At 69.0% G+C, this 19,221-nt stretch carries 22 protein-coding genes, 1 tRNA gene and 1 pseudogene; 15 read left to right on the top strand and 9 right to left on the bottom strand.

Annotated elements, in window-relative coordinates:
• The first annotated feature begins 33 nt into the window (after positions 1–33).
• Both KCH48_RS32850 and KCH48_RS32845 read left to right on the top strand, forming a co-directional pair.
• Positions 34–1,476: an FG-GAP-like repeat-containing protein gene (locus tag KCH48_RS32850; RefSeq protein WP_210579808.1), complete on the top strand. Its 1,443-nt coding sequence runs from the start codon at positions 34–36 to the stop codon at positions 1,474–1,476.
• A 125-nt stretch (positions 1,477–1,601) separates the two neighbouring features.
• Complete coding sequence (locus KCH48_RS32845) at positions 1,602–2,615, top strand: Yip1 family protein (RefSeq protein WP_210579806.1); 1,014 nt, start codon at positions 1,602–1,604, stop codon at positions 2,613–2,615.
• Between the two features lie 35 nt (positions 2,616–2,650).
• Here the strand turns inward: KCH48_RS32845 and KCH48_RS32840 are convergent.
• The 4 genes and pseudogenes from KCH48_RS32840 to dcd form a co-directional block, all read right to left on the bottom strand.
• Positions 2,651–3,172 (bottom strand): annotated as a pseudogene (locus KCH48_RS32840) (DUF899 family protein); the annotation flags it as partial.
• A gap of 86 nt (positions 3,173–3,258) precedes the next feature.
• Positions 3,259–4,044, bottom strand: a complete 786-nt coding sequence (locus KCH48_RS32835; protein WP_210579804.1) for a calcium-binding protein — start codon at positions 4,042–4,044, stop codon at positions 3,259–3,261.
• Between the two features lie 120 nt (positions 4,045–4,164).
• A complete protein-coding gene (locus tag KCH48_RS32830) occupies positions 4,165–4,680 on the bottom strand; it encodes a phosphoribosyltransferase (RefSeq protein ID WP_210579935.1) in 516 nt (171 codons plus the stop codon).
• 22 nt (positions 4,681–4,702) lie between these two features.
• Complete coding sequence (gene dcd, locus KCH48_RS32825; protein WP_210579796.1) at positions 4,703–5,278, bottom strand: dCTP deaminase; 576 nt, start codon at positions 5,276–5,278, stop codon at positions 4,703–4,705.
• Positions 5,279–5,818: 540 nt separating this feature from the next.
• On the opposite strand from dcd, the gene KCH48_RS32820 reads away from it, so the two are divergent.
• The 5 genes from KCH48_RS32820 (at position 5,819) to KCH48_RS32800 (ending at position 8,499) form a co-directional block, all read left to right on the top strand.
• Positions 5,819–5,892: transfer RNA gene (locus KCH48_RS32820), tRNA-Gly, on the top strand.
• A 37-nt stretch (positions 5,893–5,929) separates the two neighbouring features.
• Complete coding sequence (locus KCH48_RS32815) at positions 5,930–6,511, top strand: hypothetical protein (RefSeq protein ID WP_246886222.1); 582 nt, start codon at positions 5,930–5,932, stop codon at positions 6,509–6,511.
• Between the two features lie 17 nt (positions 6,512–6,528).
• On the top strand, positions 6,529–6,897 hold the full coding sequence (locus KCH48_RS32810) for an STAS domain-containing protein (protein WP_210579786.1): 369 nt from the start codon (positions 6,529–6,531) through the stop codon (positions 6,895–6,897).
• Positions 6,898–6,985: 88 nt separating this feature from the next.
• Positions 6,986–7,735 (top strand): ANTAR domain-containing protein, encoded by a 750-nt coding sequence (locus tag KCH48_RS32805; RefSeq protein ID WP_210579784.1) that lies wholly within the window; start codon positions 6,986–6,988, stop codon positions 7,733–7,735.
• Positions 7,732–8,499 carry a GAF and ANTAR domain-containing protein gene (locus KCH48_RS32800; protein WP_210579782.1) on the top strand — a complete coding sequence of 256 codons (768 nt, stop codon included), beginning with the start codon at positions 7,732–7,734 and terminating at the stop codon, positions 8,497–8,499. The genes KCH48_RS32805 and KCH48_RS32800 overlap by 4 nt, the downstream gene beginning before the upstream one ends.
• 6 nt (positions 8,500–8,505) lie before the next feature.
• On the opposite strand, the gene KCH48_RS32795 is transcribed toward KCH48_RS32800, so the two are convergent.
• Positions 8,506–8,991, bottom strand: coding sequence for a DUF5994 family protein (locus tag KCH48_RS32795; RefSeq protein ID WP_210579780.1), 486 nt, complete (start codon positions 8,989–8,991; stop codon positions 8,506–8,508).
• A 120-nt stretch (positions 8,992–9,111) separates the two neighbouring features.
• Between KCH48_RS32795 and KCH48_RS43020 the strand changes: the two genes are divergently transcribed.
• The 6 genes from KCH48_RS43020 to KCH48_RS32770 all read left to right on the top strand — a co-directional run bounded on the left by KCH48_RS43020 (position 9,112) and on the right by KCH48_RS32770 (position 13,408).
• Positions 9,112–9,246 carry a hypothetical protein gene (locus tag KCH48_RS43020; RefSeq protein WP_282615210.1) on the top strand — a complete coding sequence of 45 codons (135 nt, stop codon included), beginning with the start codon at positions 9,112–9,114 and terminating at the stop codon, positions 9,244–9,246.
• A gap of 153 nt (positions 9,247–9,399) precedes the next feature.
• Positions 9,400–9,927, top strand: a complete 528-nt coding sequence (locus KCH48_RS32790; protein WP_307841013.1) for a DUF5994 family protein — start codon at positions 9,400–9,402, stop codon at positions 9,925–9,927.
• A gap of 575 nt (positions 9,928–10,502) precedes the next feature.
• Complete coding sequence (locus KCH48_RS32785; RefSeq protein ID WP_210579778.1) at positions 10,503–11,204, top strand: DUF5994 family protein; 702 nt, start codon at positions 10,503–10,505, stop codon at positions 11,202–11,204.
• Positions 11,205–11,214: 10 nt separating this feature from the next.
• Positions 11,215–11,490 (top strand): hypothetical protein, encoded by a 276-nt coding sequence (locus KCH48_RS32780; RefSeq protein WP_210579776.1) that lies wholly within the window; start codon positions 11,215–11,217, stop codon positions 11,488–11,490.
• A gap of 69 nt (positions 11,491–11,559) precedes the next feature.
• Positions 11,560–11,871 (top strand): STAS domain-containing protein, encoded by a 312-nt coding sequence (locus KCH48_RS32775; RefSeq protein WP_210579774.1) that lies wholly within the window; start codon positions 11,560–11,562, stop codon positions 11,869–11,871.
• A gap of 295 nt (positions 11,872–12,166) precedes the next feature.
• Positions 12,167–13,408 carry a PP2C family protein-serine/threonine phosphatase gene (locus KCH48_RS32770; protein ID WP_210579772.1) on the top strand — a complete coding sequence of 414 codons (1,242 nt, stop codon included), beginning with the start codon at positions 12,167–12,169 and terminating at the stop codon, positions 13,406–13,408.
• Positions 13,409–13,743: 335 nt separating this feature from the next.
• Here the strand turns inward: KCH48_RS32770 and KCH48_RS32765 are convergent, their stop codons facing one another.
• The 3 genes from KCH48_RS32765 to KCH48_RS32755 form a co-directional block, all read right to left on the bottom strand.
• A complete protein-coding gene (locus KCH48_RS32765; protein WP_210579770.1) occupies positions 13,744–13,893 on the bottom strand; it encodes a hypothetical protein in 150 nt (49 codons plus the stop codon).
• Positions 13,894–14,778: 885 nt separating this feature from the next.
• Complete coding sequence (locus KCH48_RS32760; RefSeq protein WP_210579767.1) at positions 14,779–15,192, bottom strand: hypothetical protein; 414 nt, start codon at positions 15,190–15,192, stop codon at positions 14,779–14,781.
• Between the two features lie 413 nt (positions 15,193–15,605).
• A complete protein-coding gene (locus KCH48_RS32755; protein WP_210579759.1) occupies positions 15,606–16,439 on the bottom strand; it encodes a ribonuclease BN in 834 nt (277 codons plus the stop codon).
• 168 nt (positions 16,440–16,607) lie between these two features.
• Here KCH48_RS32755 and KCH48_RS32750 point away from each other — a divergent pair, with 168 nt between their 5' ends.
• Both KCH48_RS32750 and KCH48_RS32745 read left to right on the top strand, forming a co-directional pair.
• Positions 16,608–16,964 carry a PRC-barrel domain-containing protein gene (locus tag KCH48_RS32750; protein WP_210579757.1) on the top strand — a complete coding sequence of 119 codons (357 nt, stop codon included), beginning with the start codon at positions 16,608–16,610 and terminating at the stop codon, positions 16,962–16,964.
• 39 nt (positions 16,965–17,003) lie between these two features.
• Positions 17,004–17,174 carry a hypothetical protein gene (locus tag KCH48_RS32745; RefSeq protein WP_210579755.1) on the top strand — a complete coding sequence of 57 codons (171 nt, stop codon included), beginning with the start codon at positions 17,004–17,006 and terminating at the stop codon, positions 17,172–17,174.
• A 681-nt stretch (positions 17,175–17,855) separates the two neighbouring features.
• Here KCH48_RS32745 and KCH48_RS32740 read toward each other — a convergent pair.
• Positions 17,856–19,127, bottom strand: a complete 1,272-nt coding sequence (locus tag KCH48_RS32740; RefSeq protein WP_210579747.1) for an acyltransferase — start codon at positions 19,125–19,127, stop codon at positions 17,856–17,858.
• Between the last annotated feature and the right edge of the window lie 94 nt (positions 19,128–19,221).

The raw sequence follows: 19,221 nt of genomic DNA, 5'->3' as shown, positions 1-19,221 counted from the left end.
ACCCGTCGACTCCCGCACGGACCAAGGAGCTCCATGCGCTTCCGCGCCGCCGCCGCACTCCTCGCCGCCACCCTCACCCCGCTCGCACTCAGCGCCCCCGCGGCGCACGCGGCCACGCCCGCCGCCCCGTACGACTTCAACGGCGACGGCCGACGCGACCTCGCGATCGGTGCGCCCGGCGCCACCGTCGCCGGCAAGGCGCGGGCGGGAGCGGTGTCCGTCGTGTACGGCAGCTCCAGCGGCCTCAAGCCGTCCTCGTACAAGCTGATCACCCAGAACACGGCGGCCATCCCCGGCACCGCCGGCACCGACGACGCCTTCGGCTCCTCCGTCGCCTCCGCCGACCTGAACCGTGACGGCTACGCCGACCTGGTCGTCGGTGCCCCCGGTGAGGACGACTCAGACACCAACAACGGCACCATCGTCATCGTCTGGGGTTCCAGGTCCGGTCTGTCCGGCGGCCGTACGCTCGTCAACCACAACGAGCGCGAGAACGACCGCTATGGCAAGGCGGTGGCCGCGGGCGACTTCACCGGCGACGGCATGCCCGAGATCGCGACCGGCTCGACCGGCCGCTTCGAACTCAACTTCGTCTCCGGCCCCTTCACCAAGACCGGCGACTTCGGCGGCGGCAACGGCGGATCCTTCGCGCACGGCTCCCACCCGCTCGACGCCTCGTACGGCATCGAACACCTCTCCACCGGCGACGTCATGGGCCGAGGGTTCGCCCAACTCGTCGTGCACGGCCGCCTCGACGGTACCGACGACGCGGTCACCACCCTGGTGGACGGCAGCATCGGCAACTTCAACGACTGGCTGGTGGACCTGCCCGCCGGCTACGTCTCCGCGGTCGGCGACATCGACCGTGACGGCTATGCGGACATGGCCGTCGGCAACCACCGCGAGACCTCTGGCGACCCCGCGGGCGCCAAGGGCGGCAAGGTCACGGTCGTCTACGGCGGCCCCGACGGCCGCGACACCAACCGCGCCCCGCTCGTCCTGACCCAGGCCACCGCGGGCGTCCCCGGCACCGCCGAGACCGCCGACGCGTTCGGCTCCGGCGTCAGTCTCGGCGACATCAACGGCGACGGGTACGCGGACCTGGCGATCGGCGCGTCCGGCGAAGCCACCGGCGCCGCCGCGACCACCGGCTCGGTGACCGTCCTGTACGGCTCGGCCTCCGGTCTGACCACCAGCCGCGCCACGTCGTACACGCAGAACACGGCGGGCGTCCCCGGCGCCGACGAGAAGAACGACCGCTTCGGCGGCCGCACGACCCTGCTGGACCACTCCGGCGACCGCCGCGCCGAGCTCTCCGTGTCCGCGCCGGGCGAGAACTCGGGCGACGGCGCGGTGTGGTCGCTGCGCGGGACCACCGCCGGACCGACGACGTCCGGCGCGGTGAGCTTCGGCCCCACTGCCACGGGCGTCTCGACTTCGGGCACCCCGGGCTACGGATCGACGCTGGGTCACTGACGCCACCGCCCCGGGCGACGCCGAGCGGCATCAGCACCACCGGCGCGAAGTCCTTCGGCCCGGGCACGTCCCTAGGGCGACACCCTGACCGACCACCGAGAACAGCACCATCTGTCCCTTAGGGGATGTCACAGCTCGGCCGCAAAGCCGGGCCCGAAACCCCGGGCCCGGCACGGGACTCCCAGGAACCAGGTACGTTCGAAGACGTGGCTGGATTCAGGATCGGACGCGGCCGAAGCAACGGCGCTCCTCACGCGCGACCGCAACAACCTCCGTACGGACAGGCCCCGCAGGGTCCGCCGTACGGCAATCCCACGGCGCCGCAGCAGCCGTACGCCCCGCAGCAGCAGTGGCCGCAGGGCAACGGCGGCCAGGGCGGTGGCTACGGCGGCCAGGGCCATGGCGGCCGGGGCGGCGCGGGGGGCTACGACGAGCCGGAGTACTTCGGCGACGGCGGCGGGTACGCACCGCACCCCGGCCCGGACCCGTACGCGGCCAACAACCCCGGTCACACCCAGGCGTTCTCGGTCGGCGAGGAGCCGTACAACCAGGGCGGGACGTACCACGCGGGCTCGACCGCGCCGGCCGCCCCCATCGGCCCGCGGCTGCACTGGAAGGCGCTGCTGAGGGGCATAGTCGTGGCCCCCAACCAGACCTTCCTCCAGATGCGCGACTACACGATGTGGGGCCCCGCCCTCATCGTGACCTTCCTCTACGGCCTGCTGGCGGTCTTCGGCTTCGACGGCGCCCGCGAGGAAGCGATCAACGCGACCCTCTCGAACGCGGTCCCGATCGTCCTGACCACCGCGGTGGCGATGGCCCTGTCCGCCTTCGTCCTGGGCGTGGTCACCCACACCCTGGCCCGCCAGCTCGGCGGCGACGGCGCCTGGCAGCCCACGGTCGGCCTCTCCATGCTGATCATGTCCATCACCGACGCGCCCCGCCTCGTCGTCGCCATGTTCCTCGGCGGCGACGCCCCCTTCGTCCAGCTCCTCGGCTGGGCCACCTGGGTGGCGGCCGGCGCCCTCCTCACCGTCATGGTCAGGCGCTCGCACGACCTCCCGTGGCCCAAGGCGCTCGGTGCGTCCGCGATCCAGCTGATCGCGATCCTGTCGATCGTGAAGCTGGGTACGTTCTAGTTCTTGGAGCCCTTCTCGTGGTCGGCACCTGCGCGTCAGTGGTGGTGACCGTGCCGGCCCAGGGTCTCCACGGGGGTCGCGCCGGGGCGGGTCCACTGCGGCACGGGGCGGCTGGTCGGACCCCAGGTGGCGTTGCCGTCCGCGTCCGTGCGCCAGGACCAGCACGCGCTGCGGCCCTCGGGCCGGCCCTCGGGGTGGTCCTCCCACACCTCGCCGCGGCCGTAGGGCGTCATGTCGAGCAGGCCGAGGGAGCCGTTGACCCGCTCGTTGCCGCGACCCGTGGTCACGATGGCGAACGAGACACCGCGGGCGTTGAGGTAGACGGCGTCCTTCAGGTGCCAGGCCGTGGTTGTGCAGCCCTCGCACTGCCCCTGGTGCGGTGCGCCGTCGTACCACATGTGCTTGTAGACCACGAGTTCGTCGCGGCCCTCGAACAGGTCCAGGAACGGGACCGGCCCGTCCGGCCCGACGACCTCGACGGTCCCGTCGCACTCCACCATCGGCAGCCGGCGACGGGCCGCGGCGATCGCGTCCCCCTCGCGCGTATGCGCCTTCTCAGGGTCACCAGAACAGACTCGCGCCCCGGCCGGAACTCATCGCGGCACGGGGCGCTCGGCTGCTGACGTGGACTACTGCACGTCGGCTACTGGACGTCCACGAAGTCACCGGCCGCGCTGACCGCCGGAGTCGTCGCCGTACCCGCGAAGCTGTAGCGGAAGTAGCCGTCGGTGGAGGCGGTGACGGTCGTCTTGAGGTTGCCCGTCGAGTTGGACTTGATCGTCTTCACCGTGGTGTAGGTGCTGCTGCCCTTCTTGCGGAACTGCAGCTTCACCGGCTGGTTCGTGTAGCCGTGGTACAGGCTGTCCTCCCAGTTGGCCCGGGAGAGCTTGCCGGTGACCGTGATCGCCTTGCCCTTCTTCACCGGCTCCGGCGAGGCGTTGACCGTCAGCTTCGAGTTGCGCTGCACCTTGAACGTGGTGGCCGCGTCCCGGTGGATGTAGTCGTTGTCCTGGGCGGAGACCAGCGTGCTGAGCCGCCAGGTGGCCGCCGCGTTGTTGCCGTTGATGGCGGAGCCACCCTGCGGGTCGAACGTCAGCGTGCCCGTGCAGGTCGAGGTGGTGGCGCTCACCTTGACGCAGGTGATCTCGCCGTCCTCGTACCAGATCTGGTCGTAGTTCGGCCTCGGACCGAAGGCGCTGATGTACGTCGTCTCCTCGATGCCCGAGTCGTCCGACGCGGTCACCGAGACCTTGGCGGACACGACGTTGGTGGTACCGACCACGACCGGCTTGCCGCCGTTGACGACGACCTTGTCGATCGTGATGTTGCCCGAGCCGCCGTCCGCCGCCTGAGCAGCGGTGCCACCGGCCGCACCGGCGACCAGCGCGACGCTGGTGCCGAGCAGGGCAAGGCGCGTGAGTGCGCGCATGAATGTCCCCCCACGGGATTTCGTACTTGATCAGATGGATCGGATCGATCAGAGCGGAGCGTACGGCGTTGGCCAACGCTCCACCACATTTTTACTGTACGTACATCCAGTCCGCGCAGCTCAGAGCGCTTCCTTGTTCGCCTTGACCGCTTCCCCCGACCGATGCACGGGCGGCAGCACGCTCCACGGGAAGTTGATCCACTCGTCGGTGCGCTTCCACACGTACTCGCACTTCACGAGGGAGTGGGACTTCTCATAGATCACGGCGGACCGCACCTCGGCGACATGGTCGACGCAGAAGTCGCGGACGAGCTTGAGGGTCTTGCCGGTGTCGGCGACGTCGTCGGCGATCAGGACCTTCTTGTCGGTGAAGTCGATCGCGTTGGGAACGGGAGCGAGCATGACGGGCATGTCGAGGGTGGTGCCCACGCCCGTATAGAACTCGACGTTCACCAGGTGGAGGTTCTTGCAGTCGAGGGCGTAGGCGAGGCCGCCCGCCACGAAGACGCCGCCGCGGGCGATGCTGAGGACGATGTCGGGCTCGTACCCGTCGTCGGCGATGGCCTGCGCGAGTTCGCGCACGGCGGTGCCGAACGCCTCGTAGGTCAGGTTCTCCCGTATGCCTATGCCGCTCATGCCGCCGCCGTCCATGCCGCCATCACACCTGTGTCCGGTGGAAGTTGAGGAAGGACCGCGAGGCGGTGGGCCCGCGCTGCCCCTGGTACCTCGACCCGTACCGCTCGCTGCCGTACGGGAACTCGGCGGGCGAACTGAGCCGGAACATGCACAGCTGGCCGATCTTCATGCCGGGCCAGAGCTTGATGGGGAGCGTGGCGAGGTTGGACAGCTCCAGGGTGACGTGCCCGCTGAACCCCGGGTCGATGAACCCGGCGGTGGAGTGGGTGACGAGCCCGAGCCGCCCGAGGGACGACTTGCCCTCGAGCCGGGAGGCCAGATCATCGGGCAGGGTGATGACCTCGTACGTGGAGGCGAGCACGAACTCCCCGGGATGCAGGATGAACGGCTCGTCCCCCTCCGGCTCCACCAGCCGCGTCAGATCGGCCTGCTCGACGGAGGGGTCGATGTGGGGGTACCGGTGATTCTCGAACACCCGGAAGTACCGGTCCAGCCGCACATCGACGCTGGACGGCTGCACCATGGTCTGGTCATAGGGATCGATCCGTACCCGTCCGGCGTCGATCTCGGCCCGGATGTCCTTGTCTGAGAGAAGCACGTCCCGAGGATACGCAAGGCGCGCGGAGCCACCACAATCGGCGAACTCCGCGCGCGCTGGCGTACTGCTTACTGCTTTATCGCTTACTGCTTACTGCTTACCGCGAGTTACCGCTTCTCAAGAGTCACCGGCACGACGCTGCGGAGCCGGGCACACCGCGGACATCGGACGAGCCGTCCGGGTCCGAGGCGGTCGGCCTGCTGCATCGGGAACGATCCGGTGCTGAACACGTGCCCATCGGCACAACGGACGACGGTGCGCTCCATCAAGTCCTAGAGTCCCTTCCCCAGAGCCGCGTCCGACTGCTGCCCGCCGGACGACGAAAGGCCACATTACGGGATGAAAGGGACGGCCATCCAGGGGGCACTCCGACCCCACCCAGACCCGGCGCCACCCCTCCACCGTACGCCCCAACTCCCGCCCCCCGCAGCCCCATCGCCCCCTCAAAAACACCCTCGGGCCCCACGGCTTCAGCACCGGGGGCCCGACATGAGGTAAAGTGACCACGCGTTCCGACACCGGTCCCGACCGGCGTCTTACGCGGGTGTAGTTTAATGGTAGAACATCAGCTTCCCAAGCTGAGAGCGCGAGTTCGATTCTCGTCACCCGCTCCATGATGAAACCCCAGGTCGATGGCCTGGGGTTTGTTTGTTGTCTAGTCCAATTTGGTCGCGAATTCTGGGCCCACGGGCCGACGACCTGACCTTCAGCTTCGGCCCGATCAAGAACCTGACGTGTGCGGACATCGGCGTGGACGTGGTCGACATCGACATCGACATCGACATCGACATCACGGTGCCGTTCAACTGCGTCGTCCGCGTACCGCAGCGCGACAAGGTGCACGCTGCCCTGACCGCTCGGGGTATCGGAGTCGGCGTGCACTACCCGCCCAACCACCTCCAGCCCGCGTTCGCCCGGTGGCGGCGCGACCTGCCGGTCACCGAGCATTGTGGGGGCCGTGTTGGGAGCCATCTGGGAGCCGAGTTCGGAATCCGGCTCCCGGGCGCCGACCTGGGCCGCACCACCCTCTTGCACCTTCGCCCTCGATCCCGTCAGGAACCGACCAGGGACGACACTTTCGACCACTCTCGTGGATACCTGGAGAAAGGGCGACCGGCCGGTCCCCTCGCGCCAGTACGCTCGTCATACGGCCCGCCCGTGACCCCGGCCCTCTCCGTGCTGTCCAGTTCCGCGCAACAGAGGCCCTGCGCAAGGCGAAAGCCACCCCAGTGACGGAGGAGATGGGGCGCATGGGCCCGCATCCCGAACTGTTCGACGAGTTGCGTGTGGTCACGGCCGGCGGCGAGTTGGACGTGACGACCGCGCCCGCCTTCGCTCGTGATCTGGAGGACGCCCGGCACGGCAGCGGGCGGCTGTTCCTCATAGTCGACCTGCTCGGCGTGACGTTCATGGACGGCAGCGTCCTGGACCCGCTGTGCGCGGCGTGGGAGGACTGTCATGAGCGGCTCGGATGGGTGCGGGTCGTGCACGACCGGCCAGGCGCAAGTCTCGTGTTCCGGGCGGGCGGTCTGCAGGAGCGTTTCCCGCGGTACGCGAGCCCTCAGGACGCCTGGAACGGCATACCCGCCGACCGCGCGGCGGCAGACCGGGCCACGTAATGTACGGCGCAAGTCGGACGGCGTCTCACCCCGTTGGGGGGTATATGCCACGTGAATTTGCGCCCCGGCCGCCAGGGAGCGGAGAACGGTGATCAGCGACGGCATGGCCGAGGTCCTGCGGTCGCTGCACCGGGGCGAGGCCGACGACCCGGCGCAGGCGTGTGCGCGGGCGTTGGGCGCCGAGGGGGTCACGCTGTCACTGCTGGTCGGTGCCAAGCGGTCGGCCGAGCCGCTGTGGTGCCATCCCGAGCTGAGCGCGCGGTTCGAGGAACTCCAATTCACGCTGGGCGAAGGGCCGGGGCCGGACGCGGTCCGCGTCGGCTCACCCGTCGTCGAGCCGGACCTGGACCGGGTGCGCCCCGAGCGGTGGCCCGCGCTACTGCCGGCCGCGCGCGAGCTGGGCGTACACGGTGTGTGCTGCTTCCCGCTGGGCATTGGAGCCATCCGGATCGGCGTACTGACCCTGCTGTGCGACGGCGAGCGGCGGTTGAGCCAGCAGCAGTACACGGACGCCACCGCACTGACAGCCGTGCTGACCAGCGCTCTCCTGAACGGCGACCGACGCGACGGAGACGCGGACATTCCCGGGCTCGGCATGGCCCTGGAACCTCCCTCGGTGCTGCGCCGCGCGGTCGTGCACCAGGCCACGGGAATGATCAGCGTCCAGCTGGACGTGTCCATGGAGGAGGCCCTGCTGCACCTGCGCGCCCACGCGTACAGCAGCGAGCGCCCCCTCGGCAAGATTGCGGCGGAGGTGGTCGCCCGCAGGCTGCGCTTCGACGACGACTTCAACCATGATGTGAGCGGGCCGTATTCGCCCGACGACGGGAAGGGATGATCAGCATGGCCCGCGAACGACGTCTGGCCGAGATCTTCGTGGAGGTCGCGGACTCCCTCGTCGAGGACTTCGACGTCATCGACCTGCTCCAGCGGCTGTCCACGCGCTGTGTAGAACTGCTCGACGTGTCGGCGGCCGGAATCCTGCTCGCGGACTCGCAGGGCGAACTGCAGATCATCGCCGCCTCCGACGAGCACACCCGCCTGCTGGAGCTGTTCGCGCTCCAGCACGACCAGGGCCCGTGCGTGGAGTGCTACCGCACCGGCACCGCCCGGACCAACATCAGCCTGGCGCGGGCGGAAGTCACCGTCGGCTGGCCGCGCTTTGCCGCACGAGCTCGCGAGACGGGGTATGTGAGCACGCACGCCATCCCGCTGCGCCTGCGCAGCCGGGTCGTCGGCGCGCTCAACCTGTTCCAGGCCACACCGCAGCGCCTCGGCGACGACGACATAGTGCTTGCCCAAGCACTCGCCGACGTGGCCACGATCTCGATCCTGCAGCAGCGCACCCTGGAGCAGTCGCACGTCGAGAACAGCCAGATGGAGACCGCGCTGACCAGTCGCGTCCTGATCGAGCAGGTCAAGGGGGTCCTGGCGGAGCGTTGGAACACCTCCGTCGACGACGCCTTCGCCGCGTTCCGGTCGTACGCCCGCGCCCGTCACTTGCGTCTGTCGGACCTGGCCACGCGGATCATCTCGGGCGCCTTCGACACCGACGCAATCCCGCCACCGGCCCCGGACCGGACCGGCGACCACCGCGGCTGACCGCCGTCACACCCCCGGCGCCGCCCGGCCGGTACCGGTGTCGATGAGGATCTGTTCGGCGTGCGTGACGTTGTCGGAGCGGACGGCCTCGGCCATCGCGGCGCGTGCCGCCTCGGGCGTCGCGTGCGGTGGGACCACGAGGAGGGAGAAGTGGTCCTGATCGCCCCGGGTAACGAGAACGGTGTCGTCGCCGACCGGGAAGGAGTCGATATGGACGACGCGGTCGTCGACGAGCAGTCGAGTTGGCAGCGCGTCCCAGGCTCCGACGTCCAGGCCGACGCGCGTGACCGGCCCCAGGTACTCGGTCAGTGCGGAGATCAGGGCGGGAAGCTCGGCTGCAATGTCACGGGATCGCGGCCACCACGCCCCGTCGAGAACGCCCCGGCGGTCGTGCGTGGTCTCCAGCCGTACGACAGCCGTCCCGGGTTTCACCACCTGGTGGACGGCGTCCGGCAAGAGCCTGGTCACCCGTGGGGAGCCGGAGTCGGACATGACACTCGCCTGTCTGCGAGAGATACGGAGTGACTTCCTCGTTTCAACGTACTCTTCGACCCACAGCAGCCGGAAAGCTCGCTGGTCACACGCGGAACCTGCGGGTCACGCCGGACCAGAGTGAAAGATCCGGTCCGCGGATCCGTACCCAAGGGGAACAACGAGGTTGTCATGCAGCCCAAGGAAACACCCTCGGACGGACACGCCGACGTACGCATCGTCGCCGCCTCCCCCGAGGACGCCCGCCGGAAGTGAGGCGATCTCCGGGAGCGGTCCGTTCGGCCTCTTCGGGGAGTAGCGTGAAGTCATCGGGAGCACTTCGCGCACCGGCCCCGATCCCGGTGTCGTTCCTGGTGAGCAACGACACCGGTCAACTGCCCACGCGCAGAGGTCCGGGGACGGGTTCGCATGATGTCCGCGATCACCGACCATCCGGCGCTGCGCGCCGTGCCCTTCAGGGCGCCGACCACACGCCTCGCCCTCAAACCTGTGAGCCCCTCCCCGGAACGGGTTGAGCTGGACGGAGCCTGGTGGCCCCGCTCACGGGACCTGGGCCACGAACTCCCCGCGCTGGCCGACGTACTGGACCCGCTGTGGGGCCGGATCACTCGTATCGCCGTCAACCCCCGCTACTGGCCGGTGATTCCGCCCAGGATCTTCGTCAACGGCCATGTGGTGAAGGTCGGTTGGTTCACCTCGGAGCTGGATCCGCACAAGATCCTGCTGCTGTCCTACACGGCGGGCCGCTGGGACCTCCTGGTGATTCCCCCGGAGACCAGTGCCCCCTCGGCCGCCCGGCTGATGGCCGCTGCGAGCGCGAGCACCGGCCCGCAGTTGACCGCGACCGCCCTCATGACGGCGGAGCAGGCCGACGGCACCTCCTGGTCGTGCGACGCGGGCACCGGACGGCCCGGCCGACTGGCGGCGGCGATGTGACCATCCGCGTCACCGCCCGGCCGTAACGAGGCCGCCCGGATCGCATGGCCGTCGCGTTGACACGGACGGCCGCCGGACATGGGCTGGCCGCACGGCGCAGGGCCATGCCACCCCGGAACAGACGGCGAAGCAATCCGCCCACCCGCCTCGCCCAGATCCCGCAGGAACCCACGTACCGGACAACAGCGAGGCCGGCCCTGACCGTTTCACAGACCGTCAGGCACAGACGATGAAGGGAAGGATCACGGAAGCCTTCCGGCGGAACGGAAGCGGCCCCCGATGATGTACGACCAGACGCGCGCCCAGCAGCCCGCGGACCGCACCCCGGGCGCGAAGCTGCTGCTCCCGTCGAACGAAGAAGACAAGATCGTCCAGCGCCTACGACGAAGCCACCGCACTGCTCGTGAACGCCCTCGCGGAACAGCGGCGTCCTCTTCGCGCCGGCCGCCAGGACCGGGACCCCGACGCACAGTCCGACGAACTCCGGCAAGCGCTGAGGCAGTACCGAGATCACCCAGCGACTGCTCCAGCTCTAGGCCGCCGCAGGTCCGCGCTGCGACGGAGCGCGGAGTAGTGTGGACGGTACTGAGGGCAATTCGCACACCGGCTTCCACGCCGGGTCGTTCTCGGCGAAAGATGAAACCCGGGCCGCCGCTGAGGCTGCCCGGAGACGGGTCCGCATCATGTCGGCGACCTTGCACCCCACCCTGCACCCCGAGCCCGTCGCAGCCCCGGCCGCGCGTCTCGCATTGAAGACCGACGACACCTCGCGCGGACTCCTGGACGGTGCCTGGTGGCCCCGCTCCCGGGATCTGCTGAGCGAACTGCCCGCGCTGACCGACGTGTTGGACCCCTTGGGGGGCCGCATCACCCGCATCGCCGTCAATCCGATGTACTGGCCGGTCATCCCACGCCAGGTTCCCGTGGGCGGCCACATCGTCAAGGTCGGCTGGTTCACCCCGGAAATCGACCCGCACAAGCTGCTGCTGCTCTCCTACCGCACCGGACGCTGGGACCTGCTGATCATCCCGCCCGAGACCGGGGCGGAGTCGGCGGCCCGGCTGATGGCCGCCGCGTCCGACCACGACGGCCCGCCCCTCACTGCGAGCGCGCTCATCGCCGCGGACAAGGCCCGGCACGGCGTCGCCGCGACCGACGAGCCACTGGAACCGGACGAGACATGGGAGTACGAGGGCGGCGCCTCCGCGGTGTCCACGGTCGTCCCGGAGCAGCCCGGCGCGCCCGGTACGGCCAGTCACCTGATCGTCGGTAAGTGAGGCGGCCGCCATGAACACCTTCCTTACAGCCGCCGCCTTCATCGTCCTCATCGCAGCGGCGGCATACGTGATCCACCGGCTCAACCTCCAACACGCCGACAGGATCGCCGTGCACCGGTACACCGCCGCCCTGCCCGGCCGCCGCGGACGCGTCACGCCGCAGCCCTCGGTGGAACCGGACCGATCCGAGTCACCGACCGCCGGCGAACGACGTGACCACCGCGACGGAGGCCGCGGCCGCTTCCCGCCGCGCCGCCGCCGCAGCCGTACCACTCACCACAGGTGACCAGCCGCTTTCCGTCACCGGGCCATCGACTGTGCGGGGAGCGGCCGGGGGCCCATGAACCGAGGCATCATGACTCTTCCGCAGCTGAACATCTACCGGCACGACCGGGGCAGGCGAGCACTGATCACCCTGGCCGGCGAGATCGACCCGGCTACCGCGCCCCAGGTGCGCGCTGTTCTGGAGCGGTGCCTGAGTGACGGCATCACCACCATTGACGTCGATCTGACCACCGTCGGCCTCTGCGACAGCAGCGGCCGGCGGGTCTTCCTCGACGCGTCGCGGCATGCCGCCGAGACCCACGCGTGCCTGCGGCTGCACCACCCGTCCCCGCAGACCGCACGGCTCCTCGCGGACACCGGCTCCGATCTTCTGCTCCTGTGACGGCTCCGGGAGAGATGTGGTGCACAACGGGCCGGAGAGCCATCTGTTCCGACCGTGTGTGACATGCCGCGTCTGGCGTAATGGGCTGTTCGGCGTGGCAGGTCGCGTCACTCTGTGCGGGTTGATCGCGGTCGTGTCAGGAGTCCGTGTGTACAGATCACGTGAGCGGGTCGAGCGCATCCGCCGTGACCGCAAGACGGACCGCGCATGTCGGTGCGGGCACTGGACTCGCTGTACGAGGTGAGCATGGACACGGCTGCCGAAGCTTCGACGACGCCGGCGCAGGGGTGCGGCTATGGCGGAAGGTGAGCGGCAGCCTGACAAGGGCATGCTGGACCGGTCGGAAGGGTTCGGTGAGCGGCTGCTGGGGGTGCTGTTGGACCGGGCACACGAGATGCCGCCGCAGCTGATCGCACCGCTGATCGCGGAAGAGGTGGCCAGGGTCGGTGGCCGCGACGTCTCGATCCTGCTGCAGGACTACGGCCAGCAGGTGCTGGTGCCGCTGCCGGGTCGGCGACTGATGGTCGGCGAGCCTGAGCCGATCGATGGCTCTCCCGCCGGCACGGCCTTCCTGCACGCGACCCCTGCCGAGGTGCCGCAGTCCGACGGCGTCCGGATGTACCTACCGTTGCTGGACGGCAGCGACCAGGTGGGCGTGATGGCCCTCACCCTCGACGCCCTCGATGACAACGACCGGCGGCTGCTGCGCAGACTCGCCGGTCTGGTCGCCGACATACTGGTCACCAAGCACAGCTACACCGACCAGTTCTTCCTTGCCCGGCGCCGCGAACCGATGAGCGTGGCCGCGGAGATCCAGTGGTCCCTGCTGCCGCCGCTGGCGATGTCCGTCCCGCAGGTCGCGGTGGCCGGAATCCTGGAGCCTGCCTACAGCGTCGCAGGCGACAGCTTCGACTACGCCCTCAACGAGGACATCCTGCACGTGGCCATGGTCGATGCGATGGGCCATGGCCTGGACGCCGCCACGATGGCGACCGTCGCCGTCGGGGCCTACCGCCACGCCAGACGTGCCGACATCGGCCTGTCCGAGATCTACACGTTCATGGACCGGGCCATCGCCGAGCAGTTCGGGCCCGACCACTTCGTCACCGCGCAGATGATGCGTCTGAACATCGCAACGGGCCATCTGCAGTGGGTCAACGCGGGCCACCCCGTACCGCTGTTGATCCGCAACCACCAGGTCGTCCGGCAACTGGCAGGCCCGACCACCTTGCCGGTCGGCTTCGGCGGTGAAGAGCCCCAGATCAGCCGGCAGTTGCTCCAACCCGGCGACCGAGTGCTGTGCTTCACCGACGGCCTGATCGAGGAGCACGAAGCCGGCGAAGAACAATTCGGCGAAGAACAACTCATCCACTGGGTCAACCGCATCGAACACACAGAGAAGGGGGTACGAGCGGTGGTGCGCTCACTCTCCCACGCCCTGAAGCAGCAACGGGGCGGCCGCACCACCGACGACGCGACCCTCTTCCTGATCGAATGGCGAGGCGGCGCCGCCGACCACCTCGTGGTCCTGGAGTGAGCCGACAACCGCACCACTGAAGACAGGGGCCGACGCCACAGGGACCCACTGCCTGGCCAACCTCGGTGCGCACTCGCCCCTGACTGTCCGCCGGTGCGCCCCCTGCCGGCCACACACGGAATGCTTTCTGTCCGACTGCCGTTGCGATGCCTCGGACAGCTTCGGACCGTCCACCACACAGCGCGAGGACTACGCTGCTGTGCAGACGTTCCAGACCCCGGCGGCATGCGTTGCTGAACACAGACCCCACCACGTTCCGCGCACTGGTATTTCCCGTCGTCACGATGCCTGGAGGCGGTGGCCCGGGTGGGGTCTGACAGGCGGTCGACCCGTATTCAGATGCTGGCGGCCGAGCAGGCGGTCCGACGAGGTGCCCGGGTGAGTGTGGTGGACGTATGCACCGCGGCCGTGGCCGCGCTGCCGGTCGGCGGGGCCGGGCTGTCGGCGATGTCCCGGACCACGGCGAGCCATCCGTTGCGCAGCACCGACGACATCAGAGAGCAACTGGAAGAGCTCCAGCTCACACTGGGCGAGGGGGCCCTGCGTGGACGCCTTCACCCATGGCTCGGCCGTCCTGACGCCGTGTTCGCGCTGCCCCTGCAGACGACTCCGGACCTCTTCTCGGTCTGGGGTCCTGACCCACTCCGCGCCACAGTCGACACGCTACCGACCGCGATCCCTGCGCCGGGGTTCGCGTTCCGGACGGCCGCCGCCGCCCCTGCGGCGGCGGCCGTCCGTGGCGCGAGGATGGGAAGCCCCCCTCCACCGTGTCCTCGCGCGTTGTCCTCCGCGGCGGCGGGACTGGTGGGAACACCCCGTCTGGAAAATGCCGGGAGGACGGAGGCTGGAGCCGCGCACTGCGGAGATGCGGCTCCGGCCGGGCCTCGATATTCCGACTCGGGGGCTGGGAGCCTGGGTGGGGAGACGTGCCGGTACCTGACACAGTCGCAGTGCCGTCTTCCCTGCGTGGAGCCTAGAGCAGATGGAGGCGAAGCGGAATGGGGCCGTTCGCAGGCGCCGCCCGTGCACCCTGGATGTCGTCACGCGGTCCTTCTCGGAACGCGGGGGTCGGCCGTCACCGAGCTGCAGACCGATGCGAGCCTGCGTCATCTCGCAGAAGAACCTCATGTACAGGATGCTTTCCGACGGACGGGCGAGGGGATTCGCAGCCGGGTGCCGTCCGTAGGAGTGCCGAGGACGCCAGGAGAGGAGCGGGCGGAACACCGCGCGGACGCCCCGGCGGCGTTCGGTTTACAGGCGGACGCCACGGCTGTTGACACGAGGTCGCCCGGTGAGCCCGGTGGCCCAGGTGGTGAACACGGCGGGACGACGCCGGCCTCCGCGCCCTCCGAGGGCGAGTCGGTCACCACCTACCGGGGTGGCTCCCTCCGGAGGTCCATCGGCTGGAGGAAGTACGCCCTGGCGACGGGCCTGGTGTTCGCCCTGGCGATGCTCACGGTGACCGCGGTGGAGCTGATCATGGGCAAGCCGGTAGCGGCCGTGGTCAAGAACGAGCCGGGCAGGGGAACTTCGGTGGGCGGTGGCACGGCCGGTACCCCCGATCCCGCCGACACCCGGACCCCCACCCCGGGTGCGTCCAGTGGCTCGGCGCCGCAGACAGGCAGCTCTGCCTCGCCGGACGCGAGTATGGCGCCGGACACCAGTTCTACTCCCAGCTCCGGCTCCAGCTCCGGTCCCAGCGCCTCAGCGTCGTCCGAGTCGTCCGCGCCATCTGCGCCATCCGCGCCGTCCAGCAACGGTGCCGTGAGCAGTTCCGACGCCACCGCTGACTGAGCAGAGACGAGCGGGTCCTGGCTTCGATGGGTGGCCTCGTCGGCGAGCAGAGCGCGGAAGGCCCGGTCGCAGATGGGCCGGCCTGGTCAGCCGTTCCACTAAGAACGACCACGGCCGAGAGGAGAGGCATCCAGCGGCGAACCCGCACCACCGTCCGACGTGTACGAGCCGCGTCGGCCGACGGGCTGGTGTGCCGGCGTATCACCAGCGGCCACACCGTCGCCGCCCGCCGGTCAGCAGAGGTCTCTGCCGGAGCCGGTCGATCATGACCGCAGTGACGCCTGGTTATTCCACGTCCTGACCTCCGCCGACACGAACGTCATCCAGCCCATCAGGCCATGGCTGACTCGCCCCCTGAGGGCGATCACGGCCCAGGCCAAATGGCCAGCTGCCCCGCAGCAGCTCACCTGCGTCGTTTCAGTGCGTGTGCCGCGCGCGGGAGTTCTTCGTACAGAAGTCGTCCGACCAGCGCCCCGCCGAAGACTACGACTCCCACGCCGACCAGCCAGGACTGGATGACCAGAACGGTTCCGACGGGCCCGTAGGTGACAGCATTGGATGCGATCAACGGCGAGAAGACGAGCCTGGAGAAGACCCTCAGGCCGAGCAGCCCGATCACGGTGGCCACGGCGCCGGGCAACAGGGCACGCCAGCCGATCCGCCCGCCGAGCAACAGGTGCTGGGACCACCAGAGCAACAGCACGGCGCTCAGCGACGCGACGGCCACACCTGCCAGGGGTTCACGCCGCAGCGTGGTGGTGGCGGAGACGAAGAGGTACCCGGTGAGGATCCCGAGCCACACCACATGCCGCCACCTCGCCCACCAGCGGGCCGGCGGCAGGTCCCAGACCTTCTCGTAGCCGGTCTGCACCGCCGCCCCGAAGGTCAGACCGAACACGGCGAGCGCTGCGATACCGAACGCGGTCGTGGTCCGCAGTGCCTGGCCGGGCCGGATGAACAACTGCTCGACCTGCCGCCTGGAGGCTCTCGACACGCCGAGACCTTCCCCCAGCCACTGGGCGAACCCCCGCCCGTGCTCGGGATCGGCAGAGGAGACAATGATCAGCAACGGCACCAGCGTGAGCAACCCCAGCGCCGCGAAGCCCAGCGAACGCGACCACAGCTCGAGATCCCTGCCCCGCCGCCATCCTCGCCCGGCTGGTGAACGGGTGATCGCGCGGCGCAGCCGCCCGAGTCGAGATGGACGGTCCGCGGCACCGGAAGGCTTCATCGGCATGCCTGTCGACTACCACGCTCGGTACCGTCACCGCGCGAGGGCGCGGCACAGAGGTTCCTCGATAACCTGGAAGGACAAGGGCCTATCGGTCCCGCATCGGGCGGCGGCTTACCGCAGGGGCGGCTGGGCGGCCCGCACCGGCCCGGATCAACGGCTCAGGAGGCAGCCATGATCCATTCAGCCGATATCCGCGAGTGGCGTAACCGCAGCGTCGTCGACCCGAAGGGCCACAAGATCGGCGTACTCGAAGCGGTCTACGTGGACACCACCACCGACGAACCGGCCGTGGCCACGGTCCGCACCGGACTCCCCACCCGCCACCACCTGGCCTTCGTGCCCCTCGACGAGGCGACCCTCGGACCGGACTACGTCAAGGTCTCCTACGCCAAGGCGCTGGTGAAGAAGGCACCCTCGGTCGGCATGGACGACATCCTGCCCGCCGAGGCAGAGGAAGCGATCTTCCAGCACTACGACATGACCTACCAGACGGGCGCAGGCGGCGAGCGGCAACTCGCGCGCCGCTGACCGTCCGGTACTCAGCTACCCAAGGGAGATGTTCGCATCATGGCTCTCTTGCTGTTTCTCGTTCTGGTCGCCGTCGTGCTGGGAATCATCGGAGTCGTAGCGGATGGGCTGAGCTACCTGCTGTTTGTCGGCATCGTGGTCCTCGTGGCCGCGCTGGCCCTCACGGCCGCGCGCCGGTCCCAGCACTCCCGTCACCGCCCCATCCGATAACACCGGCAGCTCGCCCATCATCGCCGGCACCACGGAAGACCTGGCCGCCCACGACGTACAGCCCTCCGCTCACAGCGGTCCCGCGCGCTCACCACAACTGGCTGCTGACCCACCCGTGCCCGCTCCGCCGCAGGTAAGAACGCCCTCGCACGCGTGAGCTATGCGTGAGCGGATGGCGGAGCAGCACCCTTCATGAGCAGGATCAAGAAGCATGCCGGACGGGGAACAACGGGGAATCACGGTGAAAGCAAGCGAAGTCGACGAGACCCCGTTCCGTCCGTTCGCCCAGGTCAGCGGCCAAGTCAGCGGATTGATCGCAGCTTGCCGTTCTCCGGTTCTCGATCGGCCCCGTGAGAGCCGCCTCCACTCGGACGGTGAGCAGCGCAACTCCGCCCCTCTGCCCCTGCCGATCACGGACTTCAACACTGATCCGCGGAAATGACAATGGCAACAGAGCGAGCCGAGCCCGGCGCTTCAGCCATCGCGCTCACGCAATATCCCGCAGATATACGACGCCGTGCCCATAGCGTGCCCGTAAGAGCGGGAAACGGTATCTACCCAGGTCAGAGCCACAGAACCCGCCCAAGCGCCGTCGCTTCCCAAGCTGAGAGCGCGAGTTCGATTCTCGTCACCCGCTCCAGATTGAAACCCCAGGTCAATAGCCTGGGGTTTGTTTGTTGTCTAGTCCAATTTGAGGGTTGCATGCCCTCCGCGTGCCCGTGGCTGCACGCGGTGTGCCAATCTGCGGCCCCAGGTCTGGCTCGGCGCTTCGATGTAACGGTAGGTCAGCACGCACAGAGGTAACAGCACGGCGAAGAACGCCACTTCGAGCGCGAGATTGTCCTGCCGCCGTCGGCCGATCGTGCTGTCGATCACTGCCAGCAGCACTGGATGCACCATGTAGACCGAGTAGCTGATCGCTCCCAGTCCGGTCAGCATCCGCGGTACGCGCCGGTGACGCGACGCCAGTCCGGCGCTGAAGGTGAGTACGGCCAGCAGGAACGCGGTGATCCAGCCGCGCCGGGTGAAATGGTCACCGTCGCCGTACCGGTACGCACTCCCCACGGCACAGGCGACCACCACGACGGCAGTGCCCGCCGCACACCGCCAAGTGCTCTGCCTGTTCTCGGCACGGTAGACGGCGGTGCCGAGGAACATCACGGCGAGGATCACCAGGCTCTCCCACAGCGGGACAGTGCCGTTGAACGAAACCAGGACGAGCGCCTGCACGCCGCCCAACACACCCCCGACCCCCTGGAGCACGGATGACCTGGCGCTCGCACAGCAGATGGCGACGCCCATGGCGATGGTGGCGAAGGCGATCAGCGGGCCGGTGCCGACCAGGCCGGACAGGGCAGAGGGCGGCAGCGCCACCCCCGCTGTCACGCCCGCGGCGGCGAGAACGGCCAAGATGGCAGCGATCGCCGCGGACTGCTGGTGGAGGCGGACCGTGAAAAGAGCGACGACCAGCAGGTAGAAGGACATCTCGTAGGAGAGCGTCCACAGGATGAGCAGGAGATTGGGTGTCCCCAGTAACTCCTGGAGCATGGTGGCGTGGGCTACAGCGACGGCGGCAGCGCTCTGCTCGCCGGAGTCGCGCATCTCCGCGATGCCTGAGAGGTCGACGGCAAGGAGCACCGTGACGACAGCCGCCCACAGCGGGTACACACGGAAGATCCGTCCGATCCAGAACGTGCGGATGCAGCCCCGGCGCTCCAGCGACGCGGGGATGATGTAGCCGCTCACCAGGAAGAACACCATGATGCCGTAGCGGCTGGTGTTGAACTGCGGCATCAACTCCCTCCGGAAATCCGCCATGAAGGTGTACGACGAGTGGTCGAACACCACGACGAGTGCGGCGATGCCTCGTAACGCGTCCAGCCAGCCCAGCCGCGACGAACCGGCCGTCGTGATGGCTGCAAGTAATCGTGGTGTGAGGGGTGGCGATTGCATGCGCAGGCAGCGTCCTCTTCGGTGAGGTGTCCGGTGGGTTGGTCGTGGTGCGGCCGCGGAGCGGTCCCCCGTGCCGCTCAACATCACCGAGTTC

Source organism: Streptomyces sp. GESEQ-4 (assembly GCF_017948455.1).
GTDB lineage: Bacteria > Actinomycetota > Actinomycetes > Streptomycetales > Streptomycetaceae > Streptomyces.
Note: the sequence above shows the minus strand (reverse complement) of the source record. Positions and strands in the feature narration are given on the sequence as shown.

Bases quoted from the DNA above. Each gene is read 5' to 3' on its own strand.
- KCH48_RS32810 (WP_210579786.1), top strand. From the start codon at position 6,529: ATGGGCCCGCATCCCGAACTGTTCGACGAGTTGCGTGTGGTCACGGCC.
- KCH48_RS32740 (WP_210579747.1), bottom strand. From the start codon at position 19,127: ATGCAATCGCCACCCCTCACACCACGATTACTTGCAGCCATCACGACG.
- KCH48_RS32845 (WP_210579806.1), top strand. From the start codon at position 1,602: ATGTCACAGCTCGGCCGCAAAGCCGGGCCCGAAACCCCGGGCCCGGCA.
- KCH48_RS32830 (WP_210579935.1), bottom strand. From the start codon at position 4,680: ATGAGCGGCATAGGCATACGGGAGAACCTGACCTACGAGGCGTTCGGC.
- KCH48_RS32795 (WP_210579780.1), bottom strand. From the start codon at position 8,991: ATGTCCGACTCCGGCTCCCCACGGGTGACCAGGCTCTTGCCGGACGCC.
- KCH48_RS32755 (WP_210579759.1), bottom strand. From the start codon at position 16,439: ATGCCGATGAAGCCTTCCGGTGCCGCGGACCGTCCATCTCGACTCGGG.
- KCH48_RS32770 (WP_210579772.1), top strand. From the start codon at position 12,167: ATGGCGGAAGGTGAGCGGCAGCCTGACAAGGGCATGCTGGACCGGTCG.
- KCH48_RS32850 (WP_210579808.1), top strand. From the start codon at position 34: ATGCGCTTCCGCGCCGCCGCCGCACTCCTCGCCGCCACCCTCACCCCG.
- KCH48_RS32790 (WP_307841013.1), top strand. From the start codon at position 9,400: ATGATGTCCGCGATCACCGACCATCCGGCGCTGCGCGCCGTGCCCTTC.
- KCH48_RS32750 (WP_210579757.1), top strand. From the start codon at position 16,608: ATGATCCATTCAGCCGATATCCGCGAGTGGCGTAACCGCAGCGTCGTC.
- KCH48_RS32745 (WP_210579755.1), top strand. From the start codon at position 17,004: ATGGCTCTCTTGCTGTTTCTCGTTCTGGTCGCCGTCGTGCTGGGAATC.
- KCH48_RS32780 (WP_210579776.1), top strand. From the start codon at position 11,215: ATGAACACCTTCCTTACAGCCGCCGCCTTCATCGTCCTCATCGCAGCG.
- KCH48_RS32835 (WP_210579804.1), bottom strand. From the start codon at position 4,044: ATGCGCGCACTCACGCGCCTTGCCCTGCTCGGCACCAGCGTCGCGCTG.
- KCH48_RS32775 (WP_210579774.1), top strand. From the start codon at position 11,560: ATGACTCTTCCGCAGCTGAACATCTACCGGCACGACCGGGGCAGGCGA.
- KCH48_RS32800 (WP_210579782.1), top strand. From the start codon at position 7,732: ATGATCAGCATGGCCCGCGAACGACGTCTGGCCGAGATCTTCGTGGAG.